General features: G+C 56.7%; 23 protein-coding genes and 1 pseudogene. 17 read left to right on the top strand and 7 right to left on the bottom strand.

Annotated elements, in window-relative coordinates; translation table 11 throughout:
* On the bottom strand, positions 1-522 hold a 522-nt coding region (locus PFH44_RS12725; protein ID WP_283825174.1), incomplete at its 3' end, for a magnesium chelatase domain-containing protein.
* Between the two features lie 353 nt (positions 523-875).
* Between PFH44_RS12725 and ilvL the strand changes: the two genes are divergently transcribed.
* The 6 genes from ilvL to ilvA all read left to right on the top strand — a co-directional run bounded on the left by ilvL (position 876) and on the right by ilvA (position 7,529).
* Positions 876-974, top strand: coding sequence for an ilv operon leader peptide (ilvL, locus tag PFH44_RS12720; protein ID WP_001311244.1), 99 nt, complete (start codon positions 876-878; stop codon positions 972-974).
* A 140-nt stretch (positions 975-1,114) separates the two neighbouring features.
* Complete coding sequence (gene ilvG, locus PFH44_RS12715; RefSeq protein WP_283825173.1) at positions 1,115-2,761, top strand: acetolactate synthase 2 catalytic subunit; 1,647 nt, start codon at positions 1,115-1,117, stop codon at positions 2,759-2,761.
* Positions 2,758-3,015, top strand: coding sequence for an acetolactate synthase 2 small subunit (ilvM, locus tag PFH44_RS12710; RefSeq protein WP_041143465.1), 258 nt, complete (start codon positions 2,758-2,760; stop codon positions 3,013-3,015). Before ilvG ends, ilvM begins: the two co-directional genes overlap by 4 nt.
* Positions 3,016-3,031: 16 nt before the next feature.
* Complete coding sequence (locus tag PFH44_RS12705) at positions 3,032-3,961, top strand: branched-chain amino acid transaminase (protein ID WP_045853636.1); 930 nt, start codon at positions 3,032-3,034, stop codon at positions 3,959-3,961.
* Positions 3,962-4,131: 170 nt separating this feature from the next.
* Positions 4,132-5,982: a dihydroxy-acid dehydratase gene (ilvD, locus tag PFH44_RS12700; RefSeq protein ID WP_045853635.1), complete on the top strand. Its 1,851-nt coding sequence runs from the start codon at positions 4,132-4,134 to the stop codon at positions 5,980-5,982.
* 2 nt (positions 5,983-5,984) lie between these two features.
* Positions 5,985-7,529, top strand: coding sequence for a threonine ammonia-lyase, biosynthetic (gene ilvA / locus PFH44_RS12695; protein ID WP_045853634.1), 1,545 nt, complete (start codon positions 5,985-5,987; stop codon positions 7,527-7,529).
* Here the strand turns inward: ilvA and ilvY are convergent.
* Positions 7,526-8,422, bottom strand: coding sequence for an HTH-type transcriptional activator IlvY (gene ilvY, locus PFH44_RS12690; protein WP_045853633.1), 897 nt, complete (start codon positions 8,420-8,422; stop codon positions 7,526-7,528). The genes ilvA and ilvY overlap by 4 nt on opposite strands.
* Before the next feature lie 151 nt (positions 8,423-8,573).
* Between ilvY and ilvC the strand changes: the two genes are divergently transcribed.
* Complete coding sequence (ilvC, locus tag PFH44_RS12685) at positions 8,574-10,049, top strand: ketol-acid reductoisomerase (RefSeq protein WP_045853632.1); 1,476 nt, start codon at positions 8,574-8,576, stop codon at positions 10,047-10,049.
* 83 nt (positions 10,050-10,132) lie between these two features.
* On the opposite strand, the gene PFH44_RS12680 is transcribed toward ilvC, so the two are convergent.
* The gene (locus PFH44_RS12680) at positions 10,133-10,756 is read right to left on the bottom strand and encodes a class I SAM-dependent methyltransferase (protein ID WP_072051765.1); all 624 of its coding nucleotides are present in this window, start codon (positions 10,754-10,756) and stop codon (positions 10,133-10,135) included.
* Positions 10,757-10,938: 182 nt separating this feature from the next.
* Between PFH44_RS12680 and PFH44_RS12675 the strand changes: the two genes are divergently transcribed.
* Both PFH44_RS12675 and PFH44_RS12670 read left to right on the top strand, forming a co-directional pair.
* The gene (locus PFH44_RS12675; protein WP_045853630.1) at positions 10,939-11,379 is read left to right on the top strand and encodes an Rrf2 family transcriptional regulator; all 441 of its coding nucleotides are present in this window, start codon (positions 10,939-10,941) and stop codon (positions 11,377-11,379) included.
* Positions 11,376-11,738, top strand: a complete 363-nt coding sequence (locus PFH44_RS12670; protein ID WP_045853629.1) for a hypothetical protein — start codon at positions 11,376-11,378, stop codon at positions 11,736-11,738. Before PFH44_RS12675 ends, PFH44_RS12670 begins: the two co-directional genes overlap by 4 nt.
* A gap of 37 nt (positions 11,739-11,775) precedes the next feature.
* On the opposite strand, the gene ppiC (PFH44_RS12665) is transcribed toward PFH44_RS12670, so the two are convergent.
* Entirely contained in the window at positions 11,776-12,057 is a 282-nt protein-coding gene (ppiC, locus tag PFH44_RS12665) for a peptidylprolyl isomerase PpiC (protein WP_024555327.1), read from the bottom strand.
* 50 nt (positions 12,058-12,107) lie between these two features.
* Positions 12,108-12,389, bottom strand: coding sequence for a peptidylprolyl isomerase PpiC (ppiC, locus tag PFH44_RS12660; protein ID WP_283825172.1), 282 nt, complete (start codon positions 12,387-12,389; stop codon positions 12,108-12,110).
* A gap of 112 nt (positions 12,390-12,501) precedes the next feature.
* On the opposite strand from ppiC (PFH44_RS12660), the gene rep reads away from it, so the two are divergent.
* Positions 12,502-14,523: a DNA helicase Rep gene (rep, locus tag PFH44_RS12655; RefSeq protein ID WP_045853626.1), complete on the top strand. Its 2,022-nt coding sequence runs from the start codon at positions 12,502-12,504 to the stop codon at positions 14,521-14,523.
* 16 nt (positions 14,524-14,539) lie between these two features.
* Here rep and gppA read toward each other — a convergent pair whose 3' ends face one another.
* Both gppA and rhlB read right to left on the bottom strand, forming a co-directional pair.
* On the bottom strand, positions 14,540-16,030 hold the full coding sequence (gppA, locus tag PFH44_RS12650; RefSeq protein WP_283825171.1) for a guanosine-5'-triphosphate,3'-diphosphate diphosphatase: 1,491 nt from the start codon (positions 16,028-16,030) through the stop codon (positions 14,540-14,542).
* Positions 16,031-16,229: 199 nt separating this feature from the next.
* Positions 16,230-17,495, bottom strand: a complete 1,266-nt coding sequence (rhlB, locus tag PFH44_RS12645) for an ATP-dependent RNA helicase RhlB (RefSeq protein WP_045853624.1) — start codon at positions 17,493-17,495, stop codon at positions 16,230-16,232.
* Between the two features lie 343 nt (positions 17,496-17,838).
* On the opposite strand from rhlB, the gene trxA reads away from it, so the two are divergent.
* The 7 genes and pseudogenes from trxA to PFH44_RS12610 form a co-directional block, all read left to right on the top strand.
* Positions 17,839-18,168 carry a thioredoxin TrxA gene (trxA, locus tag PFH44_RS12640; protein ID WP_045853623.1) on the top strand — a complete coding sequence of 110 codons (330 nt, stop codon included), beginning with the start codon at positions 17,839-17,841 and terminating at the stop codon, positions 18,166-18,168.
* Positions 18,169-18,501: 333 nt separating this feature from the next.
* The gene (rho, locus tag PFH44_RS12635) at positions 18,502-19,761 is read left to right on the top strand and encodes a transcription termination factor Rho (protein WP_002883293.1); all 1,260 of its coding nucleotides are present in this window, start codon (positions 18,502-18,504) and stop codon (positions 19,759-19,761) included.
* Positions 19,762-20,001: 240 nt separating this feature from the next.
* On the top strand, positions 20,002-21,105 hold the full coding sequence (wecA, locus tag PFH44_RS12630) for a UDP-N-acetylglucosamine--undecaprenyl-phosphate N-acetylglucosaminephosphotransferase (RefSeq protein ID WP_045853622.1): 1,104 nt from the start codon (positions 20,002-20,004) through the stop codon (positions 21,103-21,105).
* A 12-nt stretch (positions 21,106-21,117) separates the two neighbouring features.
* Entirely contained in the window at positions 21,118-22,164 is a 1,047-nt protein-coding gene (gene wzzE, locus PFH44_RS12625; protein ID WP_045853621.1) for an ECA polysaccharide chain length modulation protein, read from the top strand.
* A 56-nt stretch (positions 22,165-22,220) separates the two neighbouring features.
* Entirely contained in the window at positions 22,221-23,351 is a 1,131-nt protein-coding gene (gene wecB / locus PFH44_RS12620; RefSeq protein WP_072051763.1) for a non-hydrolyzing UDP-N-acetylglucosamine 2-epimerase, read from the top strand.
* Positions 23,348-24,610, top strand: coding sequence for a UDP-N-acetyl-D-mannosamine dehydrogenase (gene wecC / locus PFH44_RS12615; protein WP_283825170.1), 1,263 nt, complete (start codon positions 23,348-23,350; stop codon positions 24,608-24,610). Before wecB ends, wecC begins: the two co-directional genes overlap by 4 nt.
* A gap of 78 nt (positions 24,611-24,688) precedes the next feature.
* Positions 24,689-24,968 (top strand): annotated as a pseudogene (locus tag PFH44_RS12610) (dTDP-4-amino-4,6-dideoxy-D-galactose acyltransferase); the annotation flags it as partial.

Raw genomic sequence — 24,968 nt, 5'->3', positions numbered from 1 at the left:
GGAGAGCGGATGCTGTCCCGCCACAAAGGCGCAGACCTCCTGCAGATGTCCGGCGATAAGGCAGTTGCTGCCGCCAATCAGCCCCACTTCCGCAGCGTTATCTTTGGCTACAATAATCTGCCGTCCGGCCCTGATGGCCTCCATGGCGCTGGAGATAGCGCCAGGAACGCCGCGTAGGGCCCCTGTAAGCGCGAGCTCGCCGATAAACTCATATTGATTTAGTTCGGGTGCCTCTAGCTGCTCGGAGGCGACCAGAAGCGCGAGAGCGATAGGGAGATCGTACCGTCCTCCCTCTTTTGGCAAGTCGGCAGGCGCGAGGTTAATGGTGATTTTTTTCGCCGGGAAGGTATAGCCACTGTTAATGATTGCGCTGCGCACCCGGTCACGCGCCTCCCTTACGGTTGTTTCCGGCAGACCAACCATCGTTAGTCCGGGAAGGCCGCTGCTGATATGAACCTCAATAGTAATAAGCGGGGCGCTGATACCGAGAGCGGCCCGCGTGTAGACGATCGCGAGTGACATAGAGCCTCCTGAATGTGGGCATCATGTCGACAACCCTGCCATTAGTCACTCGCAGGAACTGCGCTTTACGCGCCACGTTCCAGATAATTCACCGCAGATCGTTACATACTTTTCGTTATTGCACCCGGCTCGCAGGTTGCCGCAAGGGTAGGACCGCTCGTTGTAAAAAGCCATAGGGCAACGCGATAAATTGAAATATCTTCACTTTATATTTTTCCCATTAAAAACAATTGTTTTACTGGAAATTGTTAGCGTGATCAGAAAATGAGCCATAAAAAAATCTTGTGTTTAACGTGACGTCTGTGGTACCTCTTTAGGTATTCCTTCGAACAAGAAGCCAGAAAGTACATAAAATGACAGCCCTTCTACGAGTGATTAGCCTGGTCGTGATTAGCGTGGTGGTGATTATTATCCCACCGTGCGGGGCAGCACTTGGACGAGGAAAGGCATAGAAATCAAGCCTTAACGAACTAAGACCCCCGCACCGAAAGGTCCGGGGGTTTTTTTATAACTTAAAAATGACAGGCGGGGAGCAGAGAATGAATAACAGCATAAAATTCTGTTCCTTCCGATCTATGACGGGGAAGTAACTATGAATGGCGCACAGTGGGTAGTACATGCTTTGCGGACACAGGGAGTCGAGACGGTTTTCGGCTACCCGGGTGGCGCGATTATGCCGGTTTACGATGCGTTGTATGACGGCGGCGTGGAACACCTGTTGTGCCGTCACGAGCAGGGGGCAGCCATGGCGGCCATCGGCTACGCGCGGGCAACCGGTAAAACGGGAGTTTGCATCGCGACCTCCGGCCCTGGCGCGACTAACCTGATCACCGGCCTGGCGGACGCCCTGCTGGACTCTATCCCCGTTGTCGCGATTACCGGCCAGGTGGCGGCACCGCTTATCGGTACCGATGCTTTTCAGGAAATTGACGTACTGGGCTTATCGCTGGCCTGCACCAAACATAGCTTCCTGGTGCAGTCGCTGGAAGAGCTGCCGCGCGTCATTGCTGAAGCTTTCCTGGTCGCGAACTCAGGCCGCCCAGGCCCGGTACTGGTCGACATTCCGAAAGATATCCAGCTGGCCACAGGCGAGTTCGATCCCTATTTTTCCACGGTAGCCGATGACGTTGCTTTCCCTCACGCCGAAGTTGAGCAAGCGCTGCAGATGCTGGCTCAGTCGCAAAAGCCGATGCTGTACGTCGGCGGCGGCGTCGGTATGGCGCAGGCGGTTCCCGCCCTGCGCGAGTTTATTGCGGTCACGCAAATGCCGGCGACCTGCACGCTGAAGGGGCTGGGCGCGGTTGACGCTGACTATGCCTATTACCTGGGGATGCTGGGCATGCACGGGACGAAGGCGGCTAACCTGGCGGTTCAGGAGTGCGACCTGCTGATTGCGGTAGGCGCGCGTTTTGACGACCGCGTAACCGGCAAGCTGAACACCTTTGCTCCGTATGCCAAAGTTATCCATATGGATATCGATCCGGCGGAGCTGAACAAGCTGCGTCAGGCGCACGTTGCCCTGACCGGCGATCTCAATACGCTGCTGCCGGCACTGCAGCAGCCGCTGGCCATTGACGCCTGGCGTCAGCACAACGCGGAGCTGCGCGCCGAACATGCATGGCGCTATGACTACCCGGGTGAAGGCATTTATGCCCCGCTGCTGCTCAAGCAGCTTTCCGATCGCAAACCCTCCGACAGCGTGGTGACCACCGACGTGGGCCAGCATCAGATGTGGTCTGCACAGCATATGACCTACACTCGCCCGGAGAATTTCATTACCTCCAGCGGCTTAGGGACGATGGGCTTCGGTCTGCCGGCGGCGGTAGGTGCCCAGGTCGCGCGTCCTAACGATACGGTAATCTGTATCTCCGGTGACGGCTCCTTCATGATGAATGTTCAGGAGCTGGGCACCGTAAAACGCAAGCAGCTGCCGCTGAAGATCCTGCTGCTGGATAATCAGCGCTTAGGCATGGTTCGTCAGTGGCAGCAGCTGTTCTTCCAGGAGCGCTATAGCGAAACGATCCTCACCGATAACCCCGATTTTGTCACTTTGGCCAGCGCCTTCGGCATTCCTGGCCAACATATCACCCGTAAAGACCAGGTTGAAGCGGCTCTCGACACCATGCTTTCGAGCCAGGGGCCATACCTGCTTCATGTCTCAATTGATGAACTTGAGAATGTCTGGCCGTTGGTGCCACCCGGTGCCAGTAACTCAGAAATGCTGGAGAAATTATCATGATGCAACATCAGGTCGCCTTGCAGGCCCGCTCCAACCCGGAAACCTTAGAGCGCGTGCTGCGCGTGGTGCGCCATCGTGGCTTTCAGATTTGCGCCATGAATATGGAGACCGCCGCGGACACCCGCAATATAAATATCGAATTGACCGTTGCCAGCCAGCGGCCCGTCGAATTACTGTTTAGTCAATTAAGCAAACTGGTGGACGTTGCCTGCGTCGAAATCCAGCAACCCACATCACAACAAATCCGCGCATAGGCGCAAGGGAAGAAAAATGACGACGAAAAAAGCTGATTACATTTGGTTCAACGGCGAGATGGTTCCTTGGGGAGAGGCTAAGGTCCACGTGATGTCGCATGCCCTGCATTACGGTACTTCCGTTTTTGAAGGCATCCGCTGCTATGACTCGCACAAAGGACCGGTGGTGTTCCGTCATCGTGAACACATGCAGCGTTTGCATGATTCAGCCAAAATCTACCGTTTCCCGGTTTCGCAGAGCGTTGATGAGCTGATGGAAGCCTGTCGTGAAGTGATTCGTAAAAACGGCCTGACCAGCGCCTATATTCGTCCGCTGGTATTCGTTGGTGACGTGGGCATGGGCGTAAACCCGCCGGAAGGATATACCACTGACGTGATCATCGCGGCGTTCCCGTGGGGAGCCTATCTCGGCGCCGAAGCGCTGGATCAGGGGATCGATGCCATGGTCTCTTCCTGGAACCGCGTGGCGCCGAATACGATCCCGACCGCAGCGAAAGCCGGCGGTAACTACCTTTCCTCCCTGCTGGTCGGCAGCGAAGCGCGTCGACATGGCTACCAGGAAGGCATCGCGCTGGACGTTAACGGCTACATTTCCGAAGGGGCGGGTGAGAACCTGTTTGAAGTGAAAGATGGCGTGCTGTTTACCCCGCCGTTTACCTCTTCCGCGCTGCCGGGTATTACCCGCGATGCCATTATTAAGCTGGCAAAAGATCTGGATATCGAAGTTCGTGAGCAGGTCCTGTCTCGCGAATCCCTGTACCTGGCGGATGAAGTCTTTATGTCCGGTACCGCAGCAGAAATTACCCCGGTGCGCAGCGTTGATGGCATCCAGGTCGGCGAAGGCCGCTGTGGCCCAGTGACTAAGCGTATTCAGCAAGCATTCTTTGGCCTCTTCACCGGTGAAACCGAGGATAAATGGGGCTGGTTGGATCAGGTTAATCAGTAAATATCCGTCATATTTTAAGCTGCATGTGATTTGGCTGCGCTCGTTTACCGCAGCCGGCCGGAGATTCTTTCTCCTGCCGCCTTCCTGCAGCCTGGACTATTTAGGGTAGATAAGCATAAAAGACGGGGCGACACGCAGCGCCCCGTTTAACAGAAACTGGGAGTAAAAGCATGCCTAAGTACCGTTCCGCCACCACCACTCATGGCCGTAATATGGCGGGTGCCCGCGCGCTGTGGCGCGCAACCGGGATGACCGACGCAGATTTCGGTAAACCGATTATCGCCGTTGTGAACTCCTTTACCCAATTCGTCCCGGGCCACGTGCATCTGCGCGATCTGGGCAAGCTGGTCGCCGAGCAAATTGAAGCCTCTGGCGGCGTTGCTAAAGAGTTCAACACCATCGCGGTGGATGACGGGATCGCCATGGGTCACGGGGGCATGCTTTATTCACTGCCATCCCGCGAGCTGATCGCCGACTCGGTAGAGTACATGGTCAACGCACACTGTGCCGATGCCATGGTCTGCATCTCCAACTGCGACAAAATCACCCCAGGGATGCTGATGGCCTCCCTGCGCCTGAATATTCCGGTGATCTTTGTCTCCGGCGGTCCGATGGAAGCGGGTAAAACCAAGCTTTCTGACAAGATCATCAAGCTCGATCTGGTCGATGCGATGATTCAGGGCGCGGACCCGAAAGTATCCGACGAGCAGAGCGAGCAGGTTGAGCGTTCCGCCTGTCCGACCTGCGGCTCCTGTTCCGGGATGTTTACCGCCAACTCAATGAACTGCCTGACGGAAGCGCTGGGCCTGTCTCAGCCGGGCAACGGCTCCCTGCTGGCTACCCATGCCGATCGTAAGCAGCTGTTCCTCAATGCGGGAAAACGCATCGTTGAGCTGACCAAGCGCTACTACGAGCAGGACGATGCCTCCGCGCTGCCGCGTAACATTGCCAGCAAAGCGGCGTTTGAAAACGCCATGACCCTGGATATCGCCATGGGCGGCTCCACGAATACCGTACTGCATCTGCTGGCCGCCGCTCAGGAAGCTGAAATCGACTTCACCATGAGCGATATCGATAAGCTGTCCCGCAAGGTGCCGCAGCTGTGCAAAGTGGCGCCGAGTACGCAGAAATACCATATGGAAGACGTTCACCGTGCCGGCGGCGTGCTGGGGATCCTCGGCGAGCTGGATCGCGCCGGTCTGCTGAACCGTGAGGTGAAAAACATTCTCGGCCTGACCCTGCCGCAAACGCTCGATCGCTACGACGTTATGCTGACCAAAGACGATGCGGTAAAAGAGATGTTCCGCGCCGGCCCGGCGGGTATCCGCACCACCCAGGCGTTCTCGCAGGATTGCCGCTGGGATACGCTGGACGACGATCGCGCTGAGGGCTGTATTCGTTCGCTGGAGCATGCCTACAGCAAAGACGGCGGCCTTGCCGTTCTGTATGGCAATTTTGCTGAGAATGGCTGCATCGTAAAAACCGCGGGCGTTGATGACAGCATCCTCAAGTTTACCGGCCCGGCAAAAGTGTATGAAAGCCAGGATGATGCGGTAGAAGCTATCCTCGGCGGCAAAGTCGTCGCGGGCGATGTCGTAGTGATTCGCTACGAAGGGCCGAAAGGCGGTCCAGGCATGCAGGAAATGCTCTATCCGACGACGTTCCTGAAATCAATGGGCCTCGGTAAAGCCTGCGCGCTGATCACCGACGGTCGCTTCTCCGGCGGTACTTCCGGCCTGTCGATTGGCCACGTTTCGCCGGAAGCGGCAAGCGGCGGTAATATCGCCATTATCGAAGACGGCGATATGATTGCCATTGATATCCCGAACCGCGGTATTCAGCTGCAGCTGAGCGACGCCGACATTGCCGCACGTCGTGAAGCGCAGGAAGCCCGGGGCGATCGGGCCTGGACGCCGAAAGCGCGCGATCGTCAGGTCTCCTTCGCCCTTCGCGCGTACGCCAGCCTGGCAACGAGCGCTGATAAAGGTGCGGTACGCGATAAATCGAAACTTGGGGGCTAATCATGGCCGAATCACAACCCCTGTCCGCCGCCCCTGAGGGGGCGGAATATCTCAGAGCGGTGCTGCGCGCGCCGGTCTATGAAGCAGCGCAGATTACGCCGCTGCAAAAAATGGAAAAAATCTCCTCGCGGCTGGATAACGTCATCCTCGTGAAGCGGGAGGACCGGCAGCCGGTCCACAGCTTCAAGCTCCGCGGGGCTTACGCGATGATGGCGGGGCTGAATGAAGCGCAAAAAGCGCGCGGCGTGATCACCGCCTCCGCGGGCAACCATGCCCAGGGCGTCGCGTTTTCCGCTTCTCGCCTCGGCGTTAAGGCGCTGATTGTTATGCCTACCGCCACGGCGGACATCAAGGTTGATGCCGTGCGCGGGTTTGGCGGCGAAGTGCTGCTGCACGGCGCTAATTTTGATGAAGCGAAAGCGAAAGCCATCGAGCTGGCGCAGCAGCAGAATTTCACCTGGGTCCCGCCGTTCGATCATCCGATGGTCATTGCCGGGCAGGGCACGCTGGCGCTCGAATTGCTGCAGCAGGACGCCCATCTTGACCGCGTTTTTGTGCCGGTGGGCGGCGGCGGACTGGCGGCGGGCGTGGCGGTACTGATCAAGCAGCTGATGCCGCAGATCAAAGTGATTGCGGTGGAGGCAGAGGATTCAGCCTGCCTGAAGGCGGCGCTGGAGGCCGGCCATCCGGTAGACCTGCCGCGCGTTGGGCTGTTTGCTGAAGGCGTCGCGGTGAAGCGCATCGGCGACGAGACCTTCCGCGTCTGTCAGGAGTATCTCGACGATATCATCACCGTCGACAGCGATGCCATCTGTGCGGCGATGAAAGACCTGTTTGAAGACGTCCGCGCGGTGGCTGAACCTTCCGGCGCGCTGGCGCTGGCGGGGATGAAAAAATATATCGCGCAGCACAATATTCGCGGCGAACGGCTGGCGCACATTTTGTCCGGAGCTAACGTCAATTTCCACGGCCTGCGCTACGTTTCCGAACGCTGTGAGCTGGGCGAGCAGCGCGAGGCGCTGCTGGCGGTGACTATCCCGGAAGAGAAGGGCAGCTTCCTGAAGTTCTGCCAGCTGCTGGGCGGTCGTTCGGTTACCGAGTTCAACTATCGCTTTGCGGATGCCAAAGATGCCTGCATTTTTGTCGGCGTTCGCCTGAGCCGCGGGCTGGAAGAGCGTAAAGAGATTCTGGACCTGCTGCACGAGGGGGGCTATAGCGTCGTCGATCTCTCCGATGACGAAATGGCTAAGCTCCACGTGCGCTACATGGTCGGCGGGCGTCCGTCGAAGCCGCTGCAGGAGCGCCTGTTTAGCTTCGAGTTCCCGGAATCACCGGGTGCGCTGCTCAAGTTCCTGCATACGCTGGGTACCCACTGGAACATCTCTCTGTTCCACTACCGCAGCCACGGCACCGACTATGGCCGGGTACTGGCGGGCTTTGAGCTGGGCGATCATGAGCCGGATTTTGAAACCCGACTGCATGAGCTGGGCTACGATTGCCACGACGAAACGCACAATCCGGCATTCCGCTTTTTCCTCGCCGGCTAGTGGCCCGGATTGGGTAAAATCGACCAGAACGCATCGATAAGCGGCTCATACAGCCGCTTTTTTTGTGCGCATACGCCGAGCTCAAAAGGCGTCTTCTCATCGCTGCGCTCTAAAATCATCACCCGGTTGCGCACCGGTTCCGGGCTATTCTCCAGCACCACCTCTGGCAGGAGCGCGACGCCGCAGCCGAGGGCGACCATGGAAACCATCGCCTCGTGGCCGCCCACGGTGGCATAAATCGACGGATTGCTGATTTTATGCCGCCGGAACCACAGCTCAATGCGCCGACGTACCGGCCCCTGATCGGCCATGATAAACGGCACGGTCGACCAGTCGGGCTGCTCCTGGCTGACCTGGTTACGCACCGGGCAGGCTAAGGCCGGGGCGATCAGCACCACCGCCAGATTTTCCAGCATCGAGAAGGCCACCGAGCCGGGCAGCGTTTCCGGCTTCCCGGCAATGGCCAGGTCCGCCTCGCCGGTGACGACCTTCTCCATCGCGTCGGCGGCATCGCCGGTCGAAAGCTTGATCTCCACCGAAGGATGGGCGGCGCGAAAGCGATCGAGAATCGGCGGCAGATGGCTATAGGCCGCAGTCACGGAGCAGAAGATATGCAGCTCGCCGGAGAGCGATGGCCCCTGCTGGTCGATAGCGTGGCGCAGCTGCTGATACTGCAGCAGGGTCTGCTGGGCGAAAAGGCGCAGCTCTTCGCCCGCTTCGGTTAGCGTTACGGTGCGGTTATCGCGCACGAACAGCGGCTGGCCGAGGTCCTCTTCCAGGCGCTGGATCTGCCGCGAAAGGGTCGAGGGACTAACGTGCATGGCCCGCGCGCTGCGGCCAAAATGACGGCTTTCGGCCAGGTGCAGGAAGGTTTTCAGATCGCGTAAATCCACGGGCCGCACTCCACGATTTTATATTGCAGATATTGCAACATTACGTTGTGAATATATCAATTTCCGCAATGAATTTCCTGTCATATAGTAAGTTCATTCTCGCAAAAGCGAACCGAACAATAAGACACGCAACATCACGGAGTACATCACCATGGCTAACTACTTTAATACACTGAACCTGCGCCAGCAGCTGGCACAGCTGGGCAAATGTCGCTTTATGGCGCGCGAAGAATTCGCCGATGGCGCGAGCTACCTTCAGGGTAAAAAAGTGGTCATCGTCGGCTGCGGCGCCCAGGGTCTGAACCAGGGCCTGAACATGCGCGACTCCGGTCTGGATATCTCCTACGCTCTGCGTAAAGAAGCGATTGCAGAAAAGCGCGCTTCCTGGCGTAAAGCGACCGAAAACGGCTTTACGGTCGGCACCTATGAAGATCTGATCCCGCAGGCCGACCTGGTTGTTAACCTGACGCCGGACAAACAGCACTCTGACGTTGTTCGTTCCGTACAGCCGCTGATGAAAGACGGCGCGGCGCTGGGCTACTCCCACGGTTTTAACATCGTTGAAGTTGGCGAGCAGGTTCGCAAAGACATCACCGTCGTGATGGTGGCGCCGAAGTGCCCGGGTACCGAAGTTCGTGAAGAGTACAAACGCGGTTTCGGCGTACCTACGCTGATCGCCGTTCACCCGGAAAACGACCCGAAAGGTGAAGGCATGGCCATCGCGAAAGCGTGGGCAGCGGCTACCGGCGGCCACCGTGCTGGCGTGCTGGAATCCTCCTTCGTTGCGGAAGTAAAATCTGACCTGATGGGCGAGCAGACCATCCTCTGCGGCATGCTGCAGGCGGGTTCCCTGCTGTGCTTCGATAAGCTGGTGGCGGAAGGTACCGACCCGGCATACGCGGAAAAACTGATTCAGTTCGGCTGGGAAACCATCACCGAAGCGCTGAAGCAGGGCGGCATCACCCTGATGATGGACCGTCTGTCTAACCCGGCGAAACTGCGTGCTTACGCGCTGTCAGAGCAGCTGAAAGAGATCATGGCGCCGCTGTTCCAGAAGCATATGGATGACATCATCTCCGGCGAATTCTCCTCCGGCATGATGGCTGACTGGGCTAACGACGATAAGAAACTGCTGACCTGGCGTGAAGAGACCGGCGCAACCGCGTTCGAAACCGCTGAGCAGTTTGAAGGTAAAATTGGCGAGCAGGAGTACTTCGACAAAGGCGTTCTGATGATCGCGATGGTGAAAGCGGGCGTTGAGCTGGCGTTTGAAACCATGGTTGCATCCGGCATTATCGAAGAGTCTGCATACTATGAGTCGCTGCACGAGCTGCCGCTGATTGCCAACACCATCGCGCGTAAGCGTCTGTATGAAATGAACGTGGTTATCTCCGATACCGCCGAGTACGGTAACTACCTGTTCTCCTACGCTTGCGTACCGCTGCTGAAAGAGTTCATGACCACGCTGCAGGCCGGCGACCTGGGCAAAGCGATTGCCGAAGGTGCCGTAGACAACGCCCAGCTGCGCGATGTGAACGAAGCGATTCGCAGCCACGCAATCGAAAGCGTTGGCCACAAGCTGCGCGGCTACATGACCGATATGAAACGTATCGCTGTAGCAGGTTAATCCCCGTCGTTCTGCGGCCCGCGGGCCGCATCGACCGGCAAATCATCAAAAGGCCCGGTAGCGCTTGCGCTTACCGGGCCTGTTTATTTACGCCTTAGCGCAATCACCGAATCCGATACCTCTCCCTCCTCGCCTTCCGGCCCGCGCATCGTGCGCGAAACGTCGTCGCAGAAAACGATCTCCCAACCTTCAGGCAGCGGCTCAAGCGATGCGATGGCTTCTTTTGCCGACTGGAATGGACGATCGGCATGCTTTGACCATGACGGCGGCCTGGCGTGGGAGGTAATCAGCAGCATGCCTCCTGGCGCAACGTGGGCAAATGCGGCGCGGAAGATGCTGCGGCGATCGAAGGCGAGCGGCGATTCCAGAAAAGAGGCGACAATCAGATCGAATTCACCCTCAGGAAAACCTTTGGTGAGATCGTATTGGGTGAAGGTAATACGATCGCTGACCGCAGCTCGTTCGGCGTTGCCTGCGGCGTATTCCAGCGCCCGCGGGGATAAATCCACGGCGGTGACCTGCCAGCCTTTTTTCGCCAGCCAGACGCTATCGTCTCCGCGCCCGCAGCCAAGTTCCAGCGCTTTTCCCGGCGCTAATGCTTCGGTAAAACGCAGCAGAATTTTGCCGGGGATACCACTGGAGAGCGGAGACATGGCGTCGTAATGCGATGCCCAAAACTGTTCCGGCGTCTGTTCCTGATTGTGCATATCGACCTCATCGTTAACGTAATAAATCATGTAATATTAAAAGTAACATAAGATTTATTTTGGTCAATAACGCAATGTAAAAATATAAAAAACCTTAACTATCATAATGTTGTATAAATTTCTGGTTTTATTTCATCGGTGGGAATTGCGCAGCATGACGTTTATGTAATATCGTAAGTTACATGAAAACAAATAACTCATTCTCAGCAACGCTGCACATCCTGCTGCACCTTGAGCAGATGGATAAGCCCCTGACGTCGGAGCAGATGGCCGCCTTTATTGACGGTAATCCGGCATTTATCCGCAAGCTGCTTGCCGGCCTCAGGGAAAAAAACATTGTCTGTGCCACTAAGGGGCACCACGGCGGCTGGCGGCTATGTCGGCCGGTGACGGAGATTACGCTTTACGATATCTACACGGCATTAGGTGAACCGGCGCTGTTTGCGCTGGGCAACCGCAGCGAGAACCCGCAATGCCTGGTGGAGCAGGGGGTCAACCGGGTGATGTCGGCAACGCTTGCCGATGCGCAAACGCTGATCCTCGATCGTTTTAAAAGCCTGACGCTACAGGATATCGGCGGCGAATTTATCAGCTACTTCAACGACAAAGGCCATAACTCATGATTGCTACCTTAACGACCTGCCTGATGATTGCCCTGGCGGCCAGCAGTATTTCGATAACGGTGACGCAGACGGAGCTGTTTGCTTCATTTCGCGAGTGGACGGCAAAAAAGAATGCGCTGGTGGGGCATCTGTTTCAGTGCTTCTACTGCTTAAGCCACTGGGTGGTCTTTGGCGGGATGGCGGTGTATCGCCCGGCGCTGTTAAACAGCGGCTTTGCGCTGGTTGACTGGGTAATGACGGCGTTTATCACCATCACCTTCGCGACGCTGATTAGCGGACTGATGTTTAAGGTGTTCCAGGCAGCTATCGGCATGCATGTCATGAAGCATGAAGCACAAAAAACGCTGCAGGCGAAATAAGGGAAAAGCCTCTCTGCGCCAGAGAGGCTTTAATGCATTAGTTACGGTACAGCACTTTAATGATGTGATAACCGAACTGGGTGTGCAGCGGGCCAGTCGGCTCCAGCACCGGGCAGGAGAAGACCACTTTATCAAATGCCGGAACCATCTGACCCTGGCGGAATTCGCCCAGGTGACCGCCTTTTTTGCCTGACGGGCAGGTAGAGTGTTTCTTCGCCAGCTTCTCGAAATCGCCGCCGTTTTTAATTTGTTCCAGCAGGTCGAGTGCCAGCTTCTCTTCTTTCACCAGGATGTGCATTGCTGCCGCTGTTTTAGCCATGATTGTGCCTTGATAGGTTGCGATGAATCAGGGCGTAATATTAGCATGCGTTAACGGCGATACAGCACCTTAATGATGTGGTAGCCAAAGCGCGTTTTGACCGGGCCGTAGGGTTTCAGCAGCGGGCAGGAGAAGACCGCGCTATCAAACGGCCCAACCATAGTGCCCTGTTGGAACTCGCCTAAATCGCCGCCGTTGCGCCCGGAGGGGCAGCGTGAATAGCGCTTCGCCAGATGGTCGAAGCTGATGCCGCGTTCCAGTTTGGCGAGGATCTCCTGCGCCAGCTTCTCTTCTTTGACCAGGATGTGCAGGGCCGCTGCGGACTTTGCCATGGTTTCGCTCTCAGGATGACGGGTGTGGCCAACACTTTACCATTAGCCGGTAAATCTCCTCCCGGCTTTCTGCTACAATCCTCACCCCGTTCGAAGATTGAGCAAGACTCCCATGCGTTTAAACCCTGGCCAACAACAAGCCGTCGAATTCGTTACCGGACCGTGCCTGGTGCTGGCGGGCGCCGGTTCCGGTAAGACCCGCGTTATCACCAATAAAATCGCGCACCTGATCCGCGTCTGCGGCTATCAGGCGCGCCATATCGCGGCGGTGACCTTTACCAACAAAGCGGCGCGCGAAATGAAAGAGCGCGTCGGGCAAACGCTAGGGCGCAAAGAGGCGCGTGGCCTGATGATCTCCACCTTCCACACGCTGGGGCTGGACATTATTAAGCGCGAATATGCCGCGCTGGGGATGAAATCCAACTTTTCCCTGTTCGACGATACCGACCAGGTGGGTTTGCTTAAGGATCTGACCGAAGGGCTGATCGAAGACGACAAGGTGGTGCTTCAGCTGCTGATCTCGACGATCTCCAACTGGAAAAACGATCTGCGCACGCCGGCGCAGGCGGCGGCAAGCGCGCAGGGCGAGCGGGATCGGATCTTTGCCCATTGCTATGAGCTGTACGATGCGCACATGAAAGCCTGCAACGTGCTGGACTTCGACGATCTGATCCTTCTGCCGACCCTGCTGCTGCAGCGTAATGAAGAGGTCCGCGAGCGCTGGCAGAATAAGATCCGCTACCTGCTGGTGGATGAGTATCAGGACACCAACACCAGCCAATATGAGCTGGTGAAGCTGCTGGTGGGACAGCGGGCGCGCTTTACGGTGGTGGGCGATGACGATCAGTCGATCTACTCATGGCGCGGCGCGCGGCCGCAGAACCTGGTTCTGCTGAGCCAGGATTTCCCGGCGCTGCAGGTCATCAAACTGGAGCAGAACTACCGCTCTTCCGGCCGGATACTCAAAGCGGCAAATATTCTGATCGCCAATAACCCGCACGTGTTTGAGAAGCGCCTCTTTTCCGAGCTGGGCTACGGCGTCGAGCTGAAAGTTCTCTCCGCCAATAATGAAGAGCACGAAGCGGAGCGGGTGACAGGGGAGCTGATTGCTCACCACTTTATCAATAAAACCCAGTACAAGGATTATGCGATCCTCTACCGCGGCAACCATCAGTCGCGGGTGTTTGAAAAAATGCTGATGCAAAACCGCATCCCCTACAAAATTTCAGGCGGCACCTCATTCTTCTCCCGTCCGGAGATCAAAGACCTGCTGGCCTACCTGCGGGTGTTGACCAACCCGGACGATGACAGCGCGTTCCTGCGCATCGTCAATACGCCGCGGCGGGAGATTGGCCCGGCAACGCTGCAAAAGCTCGGCGAGTGGGCGATGACCCGCAACAAAAGCCTGTTTACCGCCAGCTTTGATATGGGCCTCACCCAGACGCTGACCGGACGCGGCTATGATTCGCTCACCGGCTTTACGCAGTGGCTGGCCGAAGTCCAGCGGCTGGCGGAAAGCGAGCCGATTGTTGCGGTGCGCGATCTGATCCGCGGCATTGACTATGAATCCTGGCTGTATGAAACGTCGCCCGGCCCGAAGGCCGCGGAAATGCGGATGAAAAACGTCAACCAGCTGTTCAGCTGGATGACCGAGATGCTGGAAGGCAGCGATATCGATGAGCCGATGACGCTCACCCAGGTGGTCACCCGCTTTACCCTGCGCGATATGATGGAGCGCGGCGAATCAGACGAGGAGCTGGATCAGGTTCAGCTGATGACTCTGCACGCTTCGAAGGGGCTGGAGTTTCCGTACGTCTATCTGGTTGGCATGGAAGAGGGGCTGCTGCCGCACCAGAGCAGTATTGAAGAAGATAACGTCGATGAGGAGCGCCGGCTGGCTTACGTGGGCATCACCCGGGCGCAGAAAGAGCTGACGTTTACGCTGTGTAAAGAGCGCCGCCAGTACGGCGAGCTGGTGCGTCCGGAGCCAAGCCGCTTTCTGCTGGAGCTCCCGCAGGACGATCTCATCTGGGAGCAGGAGCGCAAGGTTATCTCGGCGGAAGAGCGGATGCACAAAGGACAGGCCAACGTCGCCAACATCCGGGCGATGTTGGCAAAGGCGAAAGGAAAGTAGCGCGCTCGCCCCGGTATCAGACGACTTCTAAGGCCCAGTGGACATAGCTTTGCCACTGGCACTCTTGCTCAACCATCTCGCTGCCTAGCGGATGGTTTTCCAGCCAGCCTTCCGGCAGCCTCAGCATCAGCTTTTCATCCTCGGCGGTCAGGGTGACGGACGGCAGCAGATCGTCCCGACGGCGGCTGGCAAACAGAATAGCCAGACGCAGCAGGCGGCATAAATGCTCCGCAACCCGAGGCTTGACCGCGTTCTGCTGGTGGAGCGAAGAGAGATCGACCGCGTTGGTTTGGTTGAGCAGCAGCGTGGCGAGCAGCTTTTTCTGCGCCGGCGTGAAGCCGGGAAGATCGAGATTGCGCACCAGGTAGGCCGCGTGCTGCGGAGCGGACTTAAAATCAACGCTCAGGCCAATCTCATGCAGGGCGCAGGCGCTGACCAGCAGGTCGCGGCTAAGCGGCTCCAGCTCCCAGTAGCTATCCAGCTGGCTCACCAGGTCTGCCGCCAGACGGGCGACGCGCTGAGCCTGCTCGGTATCGATCATAAAGCGGCGCTGAATATTACGCAGCGTTCGGCTACGAATATCCTGATCGACCGCCAGGTGCAGCATGCCGTAAACCAGGCCTTCGCGCAGCGCGCCGCCGGCCAGGGTCATGCAGCGAATATTCAGCTCGCTAAATATAGCGATGAGAATGGCTAAACCGCTGGGGAAAACTAACGCTCGCTCGAGGGTCAGGCCTTCAATTTCAAGCTCTTCCAGACGCCCGCACTGAATTGCCCGCTGCTTGAGCTGCTGGAGTTTAGCCAGCGTAATGCGCTCATCCATGCCCTGCGCCATCATGATTTCCTGCAGCGCCTGAACGGTACCCGAGGCGCCGACGCACACTTTCCAGCCGTGATAGTTCAGCGTATCGGTGATAGGCCGCAGGACTTCGCGCGCCGCATTTTCAGCGAGTTCGAAGTTGTCTTTCGTGAGGTTACGATCGGCGAAGTAGCGTTCCAGCCAGGTGACGCAGCCCATCGCCAGGCTAAAAAGAGAGGTGGTTTGCGCGCCGGTTCCGGTGACCAGTTCGGTACTGGCCCCGCCGATATCGACCACCAGACGCTGGTCTTCACCGCCGGTGGTATGCGCTACGCCCTGATAAATCAGGCGCGCTTCTTCCTCGCCGCTAATGACCTGCACCGGGCAGCCGAGAATATCTCTGGCCTTAGCCAGAAACTCATCGGCATTAACCGCCAAACGCAGCGTTGCGGTCGCGACGACGCGGATTTGCGCCGGGGGGATATCCTGCAGGCGCTCGGCGAACAGCCGTAAGCACTGCCAGCCGCGCTCCATCGCTTCCGCGGAGAGCGCGTTGTCGCTATTCAGGCCCGCGGCAAGCCGCACTTTGCGCTTGATACGGCTGAGAGTCTGAATGCTCCCGGCCACCTCGCGAACAACCAACATATGAAAGCTATTAGAGCCAAGATCTATAGCTGCATAAAGCGAGGTGGAACTCATACACTTCATCCTTCAAATTGCCTCTGCGAAAGTAGCGTGCTTATTCGGCCCATCCCAGGGACTCACCCCGATGGGGCCGCTGCAAGCAGCGTTCAAATCCGTCAGACACAGATTTGTCACCCGAACCACTTACTAAAGTAAGTCATTCGGGATTCGCTAACCTTGCGCCTTGATGCATCCCGAACGATTTTGTGTATGACATACTTTACTAGCCTGAACGACGGCGATTGCGAGGCGGTCCGTTGCGGCGCGGGCCGTTGCCCGTGCGTGGACGCGCCAGGCGCAGCGGCCGCGGCAGATCGGTCATCAGCACGTCTGGGTTGTACTTGCTTACCGGGATTGAGTGCCCGATGTAGGTTTCAATCGCCGGCAGGTTCAGCGCGTACTCTTCACAGGCCAGGCTGATGGAGTGGCCGCTGGCGCCAGCACGACCGGTACGGCCAATGCGGTGTACGTAGTCTTCGCAGTCGTCCGGCAGGTCGAAGTTAAAGACGTGGGTGACGGCCGGGATATGCAGACCGCGTGCCGCAACGTCCGTTGCAACCAGAATATCAATATCGCCACGGGTAAACTCTTCGAGGATACGCAGGCGTTTTTTCTGCGCGACGTCGCCGGTCAACAGGCCAACGCGATGACCGTCCGCGGCGAGGTGGCCCCAGATATCTTCACAGCGATGCTTGGTGTTGGCGAAGATAATGGCGCGATCCGGCCACTCTTCTTCGATCAGCGTCTGCAGCAGGCGCATTTTCTCTACGTTGGAAGGATAGAACAGCTCTTCCTTAATACGGTGACCCGTTTTCTGTTCTGGTTCGACTTCAACGTATTCGGCGTTGTTCATCTGCTCAAACGCCAGTTCGCGGACCCGGTAGGAAAGGGTGGCGGAGAACAGCATGTTCAGGCGCTGGTTAGCCTGCGGCATACGACGGAACAGCCAGCGGATATCTTTAATAAAGCCGAGGTCGTACATGCGATCGGCTTCGTCGAGGACGACAACCTGAATAGCGCCAAGGTTGATATGATTTTGTTTGGCGTAGTCGATAAGACGACCGGTCGTCCCGATCAGAATGTCGACGCCGCTCTCCAGCACTTTCAGCTGCTTGTCGTAGCCATCGCCGCCGTACGCCAGACCGAGCTTCAGGCCGGTGGCCTGCGCCAGCGGTTCTGCGTCAGCATGGATCTGTACCGCCAGCTCGCGCGTTGGCGCCATGATCAGCGCACGCGGCTGGTTGACCTGGCGGTCAGCGATAGCCGGGTGAGAGAGAAGATAATGAAACGTTGACGTCAGAAACGCCATCGTTTTACCGGTACCGGTTTGCGCCTGCCCGGCGACGTCTCGACCTTCCAGCGTTAGCGGAAGAGCGAGTGCCTGAATGGGCGTACAATTATGAAACCCTTTCTTTTCAAGGGCTTCGATAACTGCCGGGTGCAGGGCGAAGTCGGAAAACTTCTGTTCTGTTAAATGTGTTTTGCTCATAGTGTGGTAGAATATCAGCTAACTATTGCATTAAGAAAGCGTATCCGTTGAAATAACGTCAACCTTTCGTTGGCTATACGCGAAATTACTGAAGGTGCTCTGCGGCAACCGAATGAATCCTCGAAAGCTTAGACTACTAAGCGGACCGGCGGTGAATAATCTGGCGGTAACGGGTTTCAACACGGTTTGCTTTGACTCCTGCGCGGCGAGGTCCATGATGGACCGGGCCGCACAGGCTGTCAGTTACAGAGGCATCCTGAAGGATAACGTGTATAACGTAGCATTAACGCGTCGTTGATGTCTGCGACACCAGCACACCAGGCTTATTCCTGTGGAGTTAAATATGAGCGATAAAATTATTCACCTGACTGACGACAGTTTTGACACGGACGTACTCAAGGCTGACGGGCTAATCCTCGTCGATTTCTGGGCAGAGTGGTGTGGTCCGTGCAAAATGATCGCCCCGATTCTGGATGAGATCGCTGGCGAGTATGAGGGCAAGCTGACCGTTGCGAAACTGAACATCGATCAGAACCCGGGCACCGCGCCGAAATACGGCATCCGCGGCATCCCGACTCTGCTGCTGTTTAAAAACGGCGAAGTAGCGGCAACCAAAGTTGGCGCACTGTCTAAAGGCCAGCTGAAAGACTTCCTCGACGCCAATCTGGCGTAAGCAGTTTGTCGTTCCGGCGTCCGGATTCCTATTTTTTGCGGAACTCTGGACGCCCGGCTTGAGTCGTGCTAAGTTAACTTCAGACTTCGTTTTAAACATACCTTTATTGTTTGAATCTTGCTTTACCCGAAGCATCCCGCAGAAATGCGCGTGAAGCTAAAAATTCCGGGCTTATCACTCATTCCGTTTTGTCGTTTCAGCTCTGCGTTCTTTCCTGTGACCAGGCAACGTACAGACACGAGATGTAGGCCGCTAACAGGCATGGATGTTCCTGCCATACCATTCACAACATGAAGTTCGAGTTCTACCCCGAGTTTAAGAACCCACACCATTATGAATCTTACCGAATTAAAGAATACGCCGGTTTCTGAGCTGATTACTCTCGGCGAAAATATGGGGCTGGAAAACCTGGCCCGTATGCGTAAGCAGGATATTATTTTTGCCATCCTCAAGCAGCATTCGAAGAGTGGCGAAGATATCTTTGGCGATGGCGTACTGGAGATACTGCAGGATGGATTTGGTTTCCTCCGCTCCGCAGACAGCTCCTACCTCGCCGGTCCCGACGACATCTACGTATCCCCTAGCCAAATCCGCCGTTTCAACCTTCGCACTGGTGACACCATTTCCGGTAAGATTCGTCCTCCTAAAGAGGGTGAGCGTTACTTTGCGCTGTTGAAAGTCAACGAAGTTAACTACGACAAGCCGGAAAACGCGCGCAATAAGATCCTGTTCGAGAACTTAACGCCGCTGCACGCAAACTCACGTCTGCGTATGGAGCGTGGTAACGGCTCGACTGAAGACTTAACCGCTCGCGTCCTGGATCTGGCTTCGCCGATCGGTCGCGGTCAGCGTGGTCTGATTGTTGCTCCGCCGAAAGCCGGTAAAACGATGCTGCTGCAGAATATTGCGCAGAGCATCGCTTACAACCATCCTGACTGCGTGCTGATGGTCCTGCTGATCGACGAACGTCCGGAAGAAGTGACCGAGATGCAGCGTCTGGTTAAAGGTGAAGTTGTTGCTTCTACCTTTGACGAACCTGCATCCCGCCACGTTCAGGTTGCCGAGATGGTTATCGAGAAGGCCAAGCGCCTGGTTGAGCATAAGAAAGACGTTATCATTCTGCTCGACTCCATCACCCGTCTGGCTCGCGCCTACAACACCGTCGTACCGGCTTCCGGTAAAGTTCTGACCGGTGGTGTGGATGCGAACGCCCTGCACCGTCCGAAGCGTTTCTTCGGTGCTGCGCGTAACGTCGAAGAGGGCGGCAGCCTGACTATCATCGCTACGGCGCTGATCGACACCGGCTCCAAGATGGACGAAGTTATCTACGAAGAGTTTAAAGGCACCGGTAACATGGAGCTGCACCTCTCGCGTAAGATCGCAGAAAAACGCGTCTTCCCGGCTATCGATTACAACCGTTCCGGTACGCGTAAAGAAGAGCTGCTCACCACTCAGGAAGAGCTGCAGAAGATGTGGATCCTGCGCAAAATCATCCATCCGATGGGTGAAATCGACGCGATGGAGTTCCTCATCAACAAGCTGGCTATGACCAAAACTAACGATGACTTCTTCGACATGATGAAGCGTTCGTAAGTTTAAAAAAGCTGAAAAACGCCACGCAACCGCGTGGCGTTTTGTTTTTGGGATTTGTATGATCCAGAAAGGGAAATCGGAGCGGTTATTATCGTATGATGAGCGCGCTTCTCCTGGCAGAGATAACTTTAACAGACTAAAATCTATACAATAAATTTGTAATGATCTGCATTACCCCTTCAGGAGTTGAGACATCGTCGTTATACTTCCCGGATTAACCATGCTGAGAGCACATGCGTTGTGAATTTACTCACTGCTATTACTGAATTAATCAGTATTTTCTTATTCACTACCCTTTTTATATTTGTGGCTCGCAAGGCGGCAAAAAAGGTTGGGTTAGTCGATAAGCCTAACTATCGAAAACGGCATCAGGGTCTGGTTCCGTTAGTGGGTGGCATCTCAGTTTACGCGGGTATTTGTTTTACGTTTGCGATCGCAGATTATTACATTCCCCATGCTTCGCTGTACCTGGCGTGCGCCGGTATTCTGGTCCTGGTCGGCGCGCTGGATGACCGATTTGATATCAGCGTAAAAATTCGTGCGGTTATGCAGGCCGCCATTGCCGTCGTCATGATGATGGCAGGAAACCTGCATCTTAGCAGCCTCGGTTTTATTTTTGGCTCATGGGAGCTGGTGCTCGGCCCCTTCGGTTTCTTCCTCACTCTTTTTGCCGTTTGGGCGGCAATTAACGCCTTTAATATGGTTGATGGCATTGACGGCCTGCTCGGCGGTCTGTCATCGGTCTCCTTTGCGGCAACGGGCATCATCCTGTGGTTTGATGGCCAGTACAGCCTGGCAATGTGGTGTTTTGCGATGATTGCCGCCATTCTGCCCTATATTTTACTTAACCTCGGTGTGCTTGGCCGTCGCTATAAGGTCTTTATGGGCGATGCCGGCAGCACCATGATTGGCTTCACCATTATTTGGATCCTGCTGGAAACCACGCAGGGTAAAACGCATCCCATTAGCCCGGTAACCGCGCTGTGGATTATTGCGATTCCGTTGATGGATATGGTGGCGATTATGTATCGTCGCCTGCGCAAGGGCATGAGTCCGTTCTCTCCGGACCGCCAGCACATTCATCATTTGATCATGCGCGCTGGGTTTACTTCCCGGCAGGCATTCGTCCTGATCACGCTGGCCGCCGCTTTACTGGCGCTGGTAGGGGTGGTGGCGGAATATACCCGTATCGTTCCTGAATGGGTGATGTTAATACTCTTTTTGTTAGCCTTCTTCCTTTACGGCTACTGCATTAAACGCGCCTGGAAAGTGGCGCGCCTGGTTAAGCGCATCAGACGCAGAATACGGCGACACAGCAGCAACAATCCAAAATTAACCAAGTAAACTGGGGACGTGATGACTCAACCATTACCGGGAGCACAAGCAGTGAACGTTGAGAATGAGCTGGATATTCGCGGGCTGTTTCGCGCCTTATGGGCAGGGAAAATTTGGATAGCAGGGATGGCCGTGCTGTTTGCGCTGATCGTACTGGTTTATGCCTTTTTCGCTCGCCAGGAGTGGAGCGCGACGGCAATTACCGACCGACCAACCGTAAATATGCTGGGCAGCTACTACTCGCAACAGCAGTTTTTACGCAATCTCGATATCAAAGCCAATCTGGTTTCGGTCGATCAGCCTTCGGCAATGGATGACGCCTACAAAGAGTTCATCATGCAGCAGGGGTCCTGGGATACCCGGCGTGATTTCTGGCTGCAAACCGACTATTACAAACAGCGCCAGTCGGGTAATTCTCGCGCCGATGCCGCGCTGCTGGACGATCTGATTAACAATATTCAGTTTATGCCGGGTGATGCGGTAAAGAATACCAACGATAGCGTCAAGCTGACGGCCGAGACCGCGCCGGATGCCAATAATCTGCTGCGTCAGTACGTGGCGTTTGCCAGCCAGCGCGCGGCGGGCCACCTGAATGACGAGCTCAAGGGTGCCTGGGCGGCACGTACCGTGCAGATGAAAGCGCAGGTTAAGCGTCAGGAAGAGGTTGCGCGTGAGATTTTCAACCGCCGTACCCATAGCGTGGAACAGGCGCTGAAAATCGCCCAGCAGCATAATATTTCCCGCAGTGAGACCGATATTCCTGCCGATCAGCTGCCGGATTCCGAGCTGTTTTTACTCGGCAGGCCGATGCTGCAGGCGCGGTTGGAAAATCTGCAGGCGGTAGGTCCGGAATACGACCTTGACTATGACCAGAGCCGCGCGATGCTGAATACCCTGAACGTCGGGCCGACATTAGATCCGCGTTTTCAGACTTACCGGTATTTGCGTACGCCGGAAGAACCTGTAAAACGCGATAGCCCGCGCCGCGTATTTCTGATGGTGATGTGGGGGATTGTGGGCGCGCTCATCGGCGCAGGCGTGGCGCTATCGCGACGTCGTATCCAGTGAAAGCGGCCTGTGATGACGGTCATGCGGACTTCATCACCTAATCGAAGAGAATCGATGTGAAAGTACTAACTGTATTTGGCACAAGACCCGAAGCCATCAAAATGGCACCGCTGGTTCATGCGCTGGCCAGGGACCCTCATTTTGAGGCAAAAGTATGCGTCACCGCGCAGCATCGGGAGATGCTCGATCAGGTGCTGAAGCTGTTTGCTATTGTTCCGGATTACGACCTGAATATCATGCAGCCGGGTCAGGGCCTGACGGAGATTACCTGCCGCATCCTTGAAGGGCTGAAGCCGGTTCTCGAGTCGTTTAAGCCTGACGTTGTGCTGGTGCATGGCGATACCACCACCACGATGGCGGCGAGCCTCGCCGCTTTCTATCAGCGAATCCCGGTGGGGCACGTTGAGGCGGGACTGCGCACCGGCGATCTCAGTTCGCCGTGGCCGGAAGAGGGTAACCGGACGTTAACCGGGCGGCTGGCAACCTGGCATTTTGCGCCGACGGAGACCTCGCGGCAGAACCTGCTGCGGGAGAACGTTGCCGATAGCCACATCACGGTCACCGGCAATACGGTTATCGATGCGCTGTTCTGGGTTCGCGATCGCGTATTGGGCGATGAGGCGCTGCGCATCGAGCTGACGCAGCGCTATCCGTTCCTGGCTAACGGAAAGAAGATGATCCTGGTCACCGGCCACCGTCGCGAAAGCTTCGGCCGCGGGTTTGAGCAGATCTGCCACGCGCTGGCGGAAATTGCGGCCAGCCATCCCGATGTACAAATTGTCTATCCGGTGCACCTGAACCCAAACGTCAGCGAGCCGGTAAACCGCATTCTTGGTCATGTTGATAACGTGATTTTGATCGAACCCCAGGATTACCTGCCGTTTGTCTGGCTGATGGATCGCGCATGGCTGATCCTCACCGACTCCGGCGGTATTCAGGAAGAAGCCCCTTCGCTGGGCAAGCCGGTTCTGGTGATGCGCGAGATGACGGAACGGCCGGAAGCGGTAGCCGCAGGCACCGTTACGTTGGTCGGTACCGATAGCCAGCGCATCGTCGCGGAAGTCACGAATCTGCTGAACAACGATGCCGCATACCAGGCGATGAGCCGGGCGCATAACCCCTACGGCGATGGACAGGCATGTAGCCGCATTGTGACCGCACTTAAAAATAATCGGGTAACGCTATGAGTTTTTCTACCATTTCAGTGATTGGCCTTGGGTATATCGGTTTGCCAACCGCTGCCGCGTTCGCCTCCCGGCAAAAGCGCGTGGTCGGCGTTGATGTTAACCAGCACGCCGTGGAGACCATCAACCGCGGCGAGATTCATATCGTGGAACCGGATTTGGCCAGCGTGGTTAAGACCGCGGTCGAGCAGGACTATTTAAGCGCCACCACCGTCCCGGTGGAAGCGGACGCCTATCTGATTGCCGTACCGACACCGTTTAAGGATCTGCACGAGCCGGACATGGTCTTCGTCGAGTCGGCGGCAAAATCAATCGCGCCGGTGCTGAAGAAGGGGGCTTTGGTTATCCTTGAGTCCACCTCTCCCGTCGGGGCGACGGAGCTGATGGCGGGCTGGCTGGCCGAGCTGCGTCCCGATCTGAGCTTCCCGCAGCAGGCAGGCGAGGCGGCGGACGTCAATATCGCCTACTGCCCGGAACGCGTGCTGCCGGGCCAGGTGATGGTTGAGCTGATTAAAAACGACCGCGTGATTGGCGGTATGTCCCCGGTCTGTTCTGCCCGCGCCAGCGAGCTGTATAAAATTTTCCTCGAAGGCGAGTGCGTGGTGACCAACTCCCGCACCGCAGAGATGTGCAAGCTGACCGAAAACAGCTTCCGCGACGTCAATATCGCCTTTGCGAACGAACTGTCGCTGATCTGCGCCGAGCAGGAAATTAACGTCTGGGAGCTGATTCGCCTGGCGAACCGCCATCCGCGCGTCAATATTCTGCAGCCGGGGCCGGGCGTTGGCGGCCACTGTATCGCGGTCGATCCGTGGTTTATCGTGGCGCAAAATCCGCAGCAGGCGCGGCTGATCCGCACCGCGCGTGAGGTCAACGACCATAAGCCGGAATGGGTTATCGAGCAGGTGAAGGCGCGGGTGGCCGAGTGTCTTGCCGCCAGCAACCGACGCGCCAGTGAGCTGAAAATTGCCTGCTTTGGCCTGGCCTTCAAGCCGAACATCGACGATCTGCGCGAAAGCCCGGCGATGGCTATCGCCATGCAAATTGCAGCCTGGCACAGCGGCGAAACGCTGGTTGTTGAACCTAATATTCACCAGCTGCCGAAGAAGCTCGAGGGTCTGTGCACCCTGGCATCGCTGAGCGATGCTCTGGCAAACGCCGATGTGCTGGTGATGCTGGTCGATCACCATGAGTTTAAAGCGATCGGCGGCGATAGCGTAACCCAGGCATTTATCGTCGATACCAAAGGGGTATGGCGGTGAGAACGATTCTGGTCACCGGTATGAACCAGGGCCCGATCCCTGGCTCCGGCTATGGCCAATACTTACTGGATCTCGTCCGTGTCCGTCCGCGCCAGTATTGAACCCCTGGAGTGGGAAAATCGCTTCTTTGGCGTTAATAGCGCGATCGTGCGCTTTCGCGACGATGCCCCGCCGCTGACCAGCCAGGCGCTGGCCGGCTGGTCGCGGCTGCAGGCGAAGATTGCGGCGGAGGATACCGAACGGCTGGATGCCTTACAGCTGCTGGGTTTCCAGCTTGTTGAAGGGGAAGTCGATCTGGCGCTGCCGGCCGGGACGGCCGACGATCTCGGGTGCGAAATCGCCACCGCCGCGGACATCC

The organism is Klebsiella sp. Ech2A (genome assembly GCF_030078455.1).
GTDB lineage: Bacteria > Pseudomonadota > Gammaproteobacteria > Enterobacterales > Enterobacteriaceae > Klebsiella > Klebsiella terrigena.
The sequence above is the reverse complement of the archived record's forward strand: the minus strand, read 5'-3'. Positions and strand labels throughout refer to the sequence as shown.

Excerpts from the sequence above, each read along its gene's own strand:
- ilvL (WP_001311244.1), top strand. The coding sequence starts at position 876 with ATGACAGCCCTTCTACGAGTGATTAGCCTGGTCGTGATTAGCGTGGTG.
- ilvG (WP_283825173.1), top strand. The coding sequence starts at position 1,115 with ATGAATGGCGCACAGTGGGTAGTACATGCTTTGCGGACACAGGGAGTC.
- ilvM (WP_041143465.1), top strand. The coding sequence starts at position 2,758 with ATGATGCAACATCAGGTCGCCTTGCAGGCCCGCTCCAACCCGGAAACC.
- PFH44_RS12705 (WP_045853636.1), top strand. The coding sequence starts at position 3,032 with ATGACGACGAAAAAAGCTGATTACATTTGGTTCAACGGCGAGATGGTT.
- ilvD (WP_045853635.1), top strand. The coding sequence starts at position 4,132 with ATGCCTAAGTACCGTTCCGCCACCACCACTCATGGCCGTAATATGGCG.
- ilvA (WP_045853634.1), top strand. The coding sequence starts at position 5,985 with ATGGCCGAATCACAACCCCTGTCCGCCGCCCCTGAGGGGGCGGAATAT.
- ilvC (WP_045853632.1), top strand. The coding sequence starts at position 8,574 with ATGGCTAACTACTTTAATACACTGAACCTGCGCCAGCAGCTGGCACAG.
- PFH44_RS12680 (WP_072051765.1), bottom strand. The coding sequence starts at position 10,756 with ATGCACAATCAGGAACAGACGCCGGAACAGTTTTGGGCATCGCATTAC.
- PFH44_RS12675 (WP_045853630.1), top strand. The coding sequence starts at position 10,939 with ATGAAAACAAATAACTCATTCTCAGCAACGCTGCACATCCTGCTGCAC.
- PFH44_RS12670 (WP_045853629.1), top strand. The coding sequence starts at position 11,376 with ATGATTGCTACCTTAACGACCTGCCTGATGATTGCCCTGGCGGCCAGC.
- ppiC (WP_024555327.1), bottom strand. The coding sequence starts at position 12,057 with ATGGCTAAAACAGCGGCAGCAATGCACATCCTGGTGAAAGAAGAGAAG.
- ppiC (WP_283825172.1), bottom strand. The coding sequence starts at position 12,389 with ATGGCAAAGTCCGCAGCGGCCCTGCACATCCTGGTCAAAGAAGAGAAG.
- rep (WP_045853626.1), top strand. The coding sequence starts at position 12,502 with ATGCGTTTAAACCCTGGCCAACAACAAGCCGTCGAATTCGTTACCGGA.
- gppA (WP_283825171.1), bottom strand. The coding sequence starts at position 16,030 with ATGAAGTGTATGAGTTCCACCTCGCTTTATGCAGCTATAGATCTTGGC.
- rhlB (WP_045853624.1), bottom strand. The coding sequence starts at position 17,495 with ATGAGCAAAACACATTTAACAGAACAGAAGTTTTCCGACTTCGCCCTG.
- trxA (WP_045853623.1), top strand. The coding sequence starts at position 17,839 with ATGAGCGATAAAATTATTCACCTGACTGACGACAGTTTTGACACGGAC.
- rho (WP_002883293.1), top strand. The coding sequence starts at position 18,502 with ATGAATCTTACCGAATTAAAGAATACGCCGGTTTCTGAGCTGATTACT.
- wzzE (WP_045853621.1), top strand. The coding sequence starts at position 21,118 with ATGACTCAACCATTACCGGGAGCACAAGCAGTGAACGTTGAGAATGAG.
- wecC (WP_283825170.1), top strand. The coding sequence starts at position 23,348 with ATGAGTTTTTCTACCATTTCAGTGATTGGCCTTGGGTATATCGGTTTG.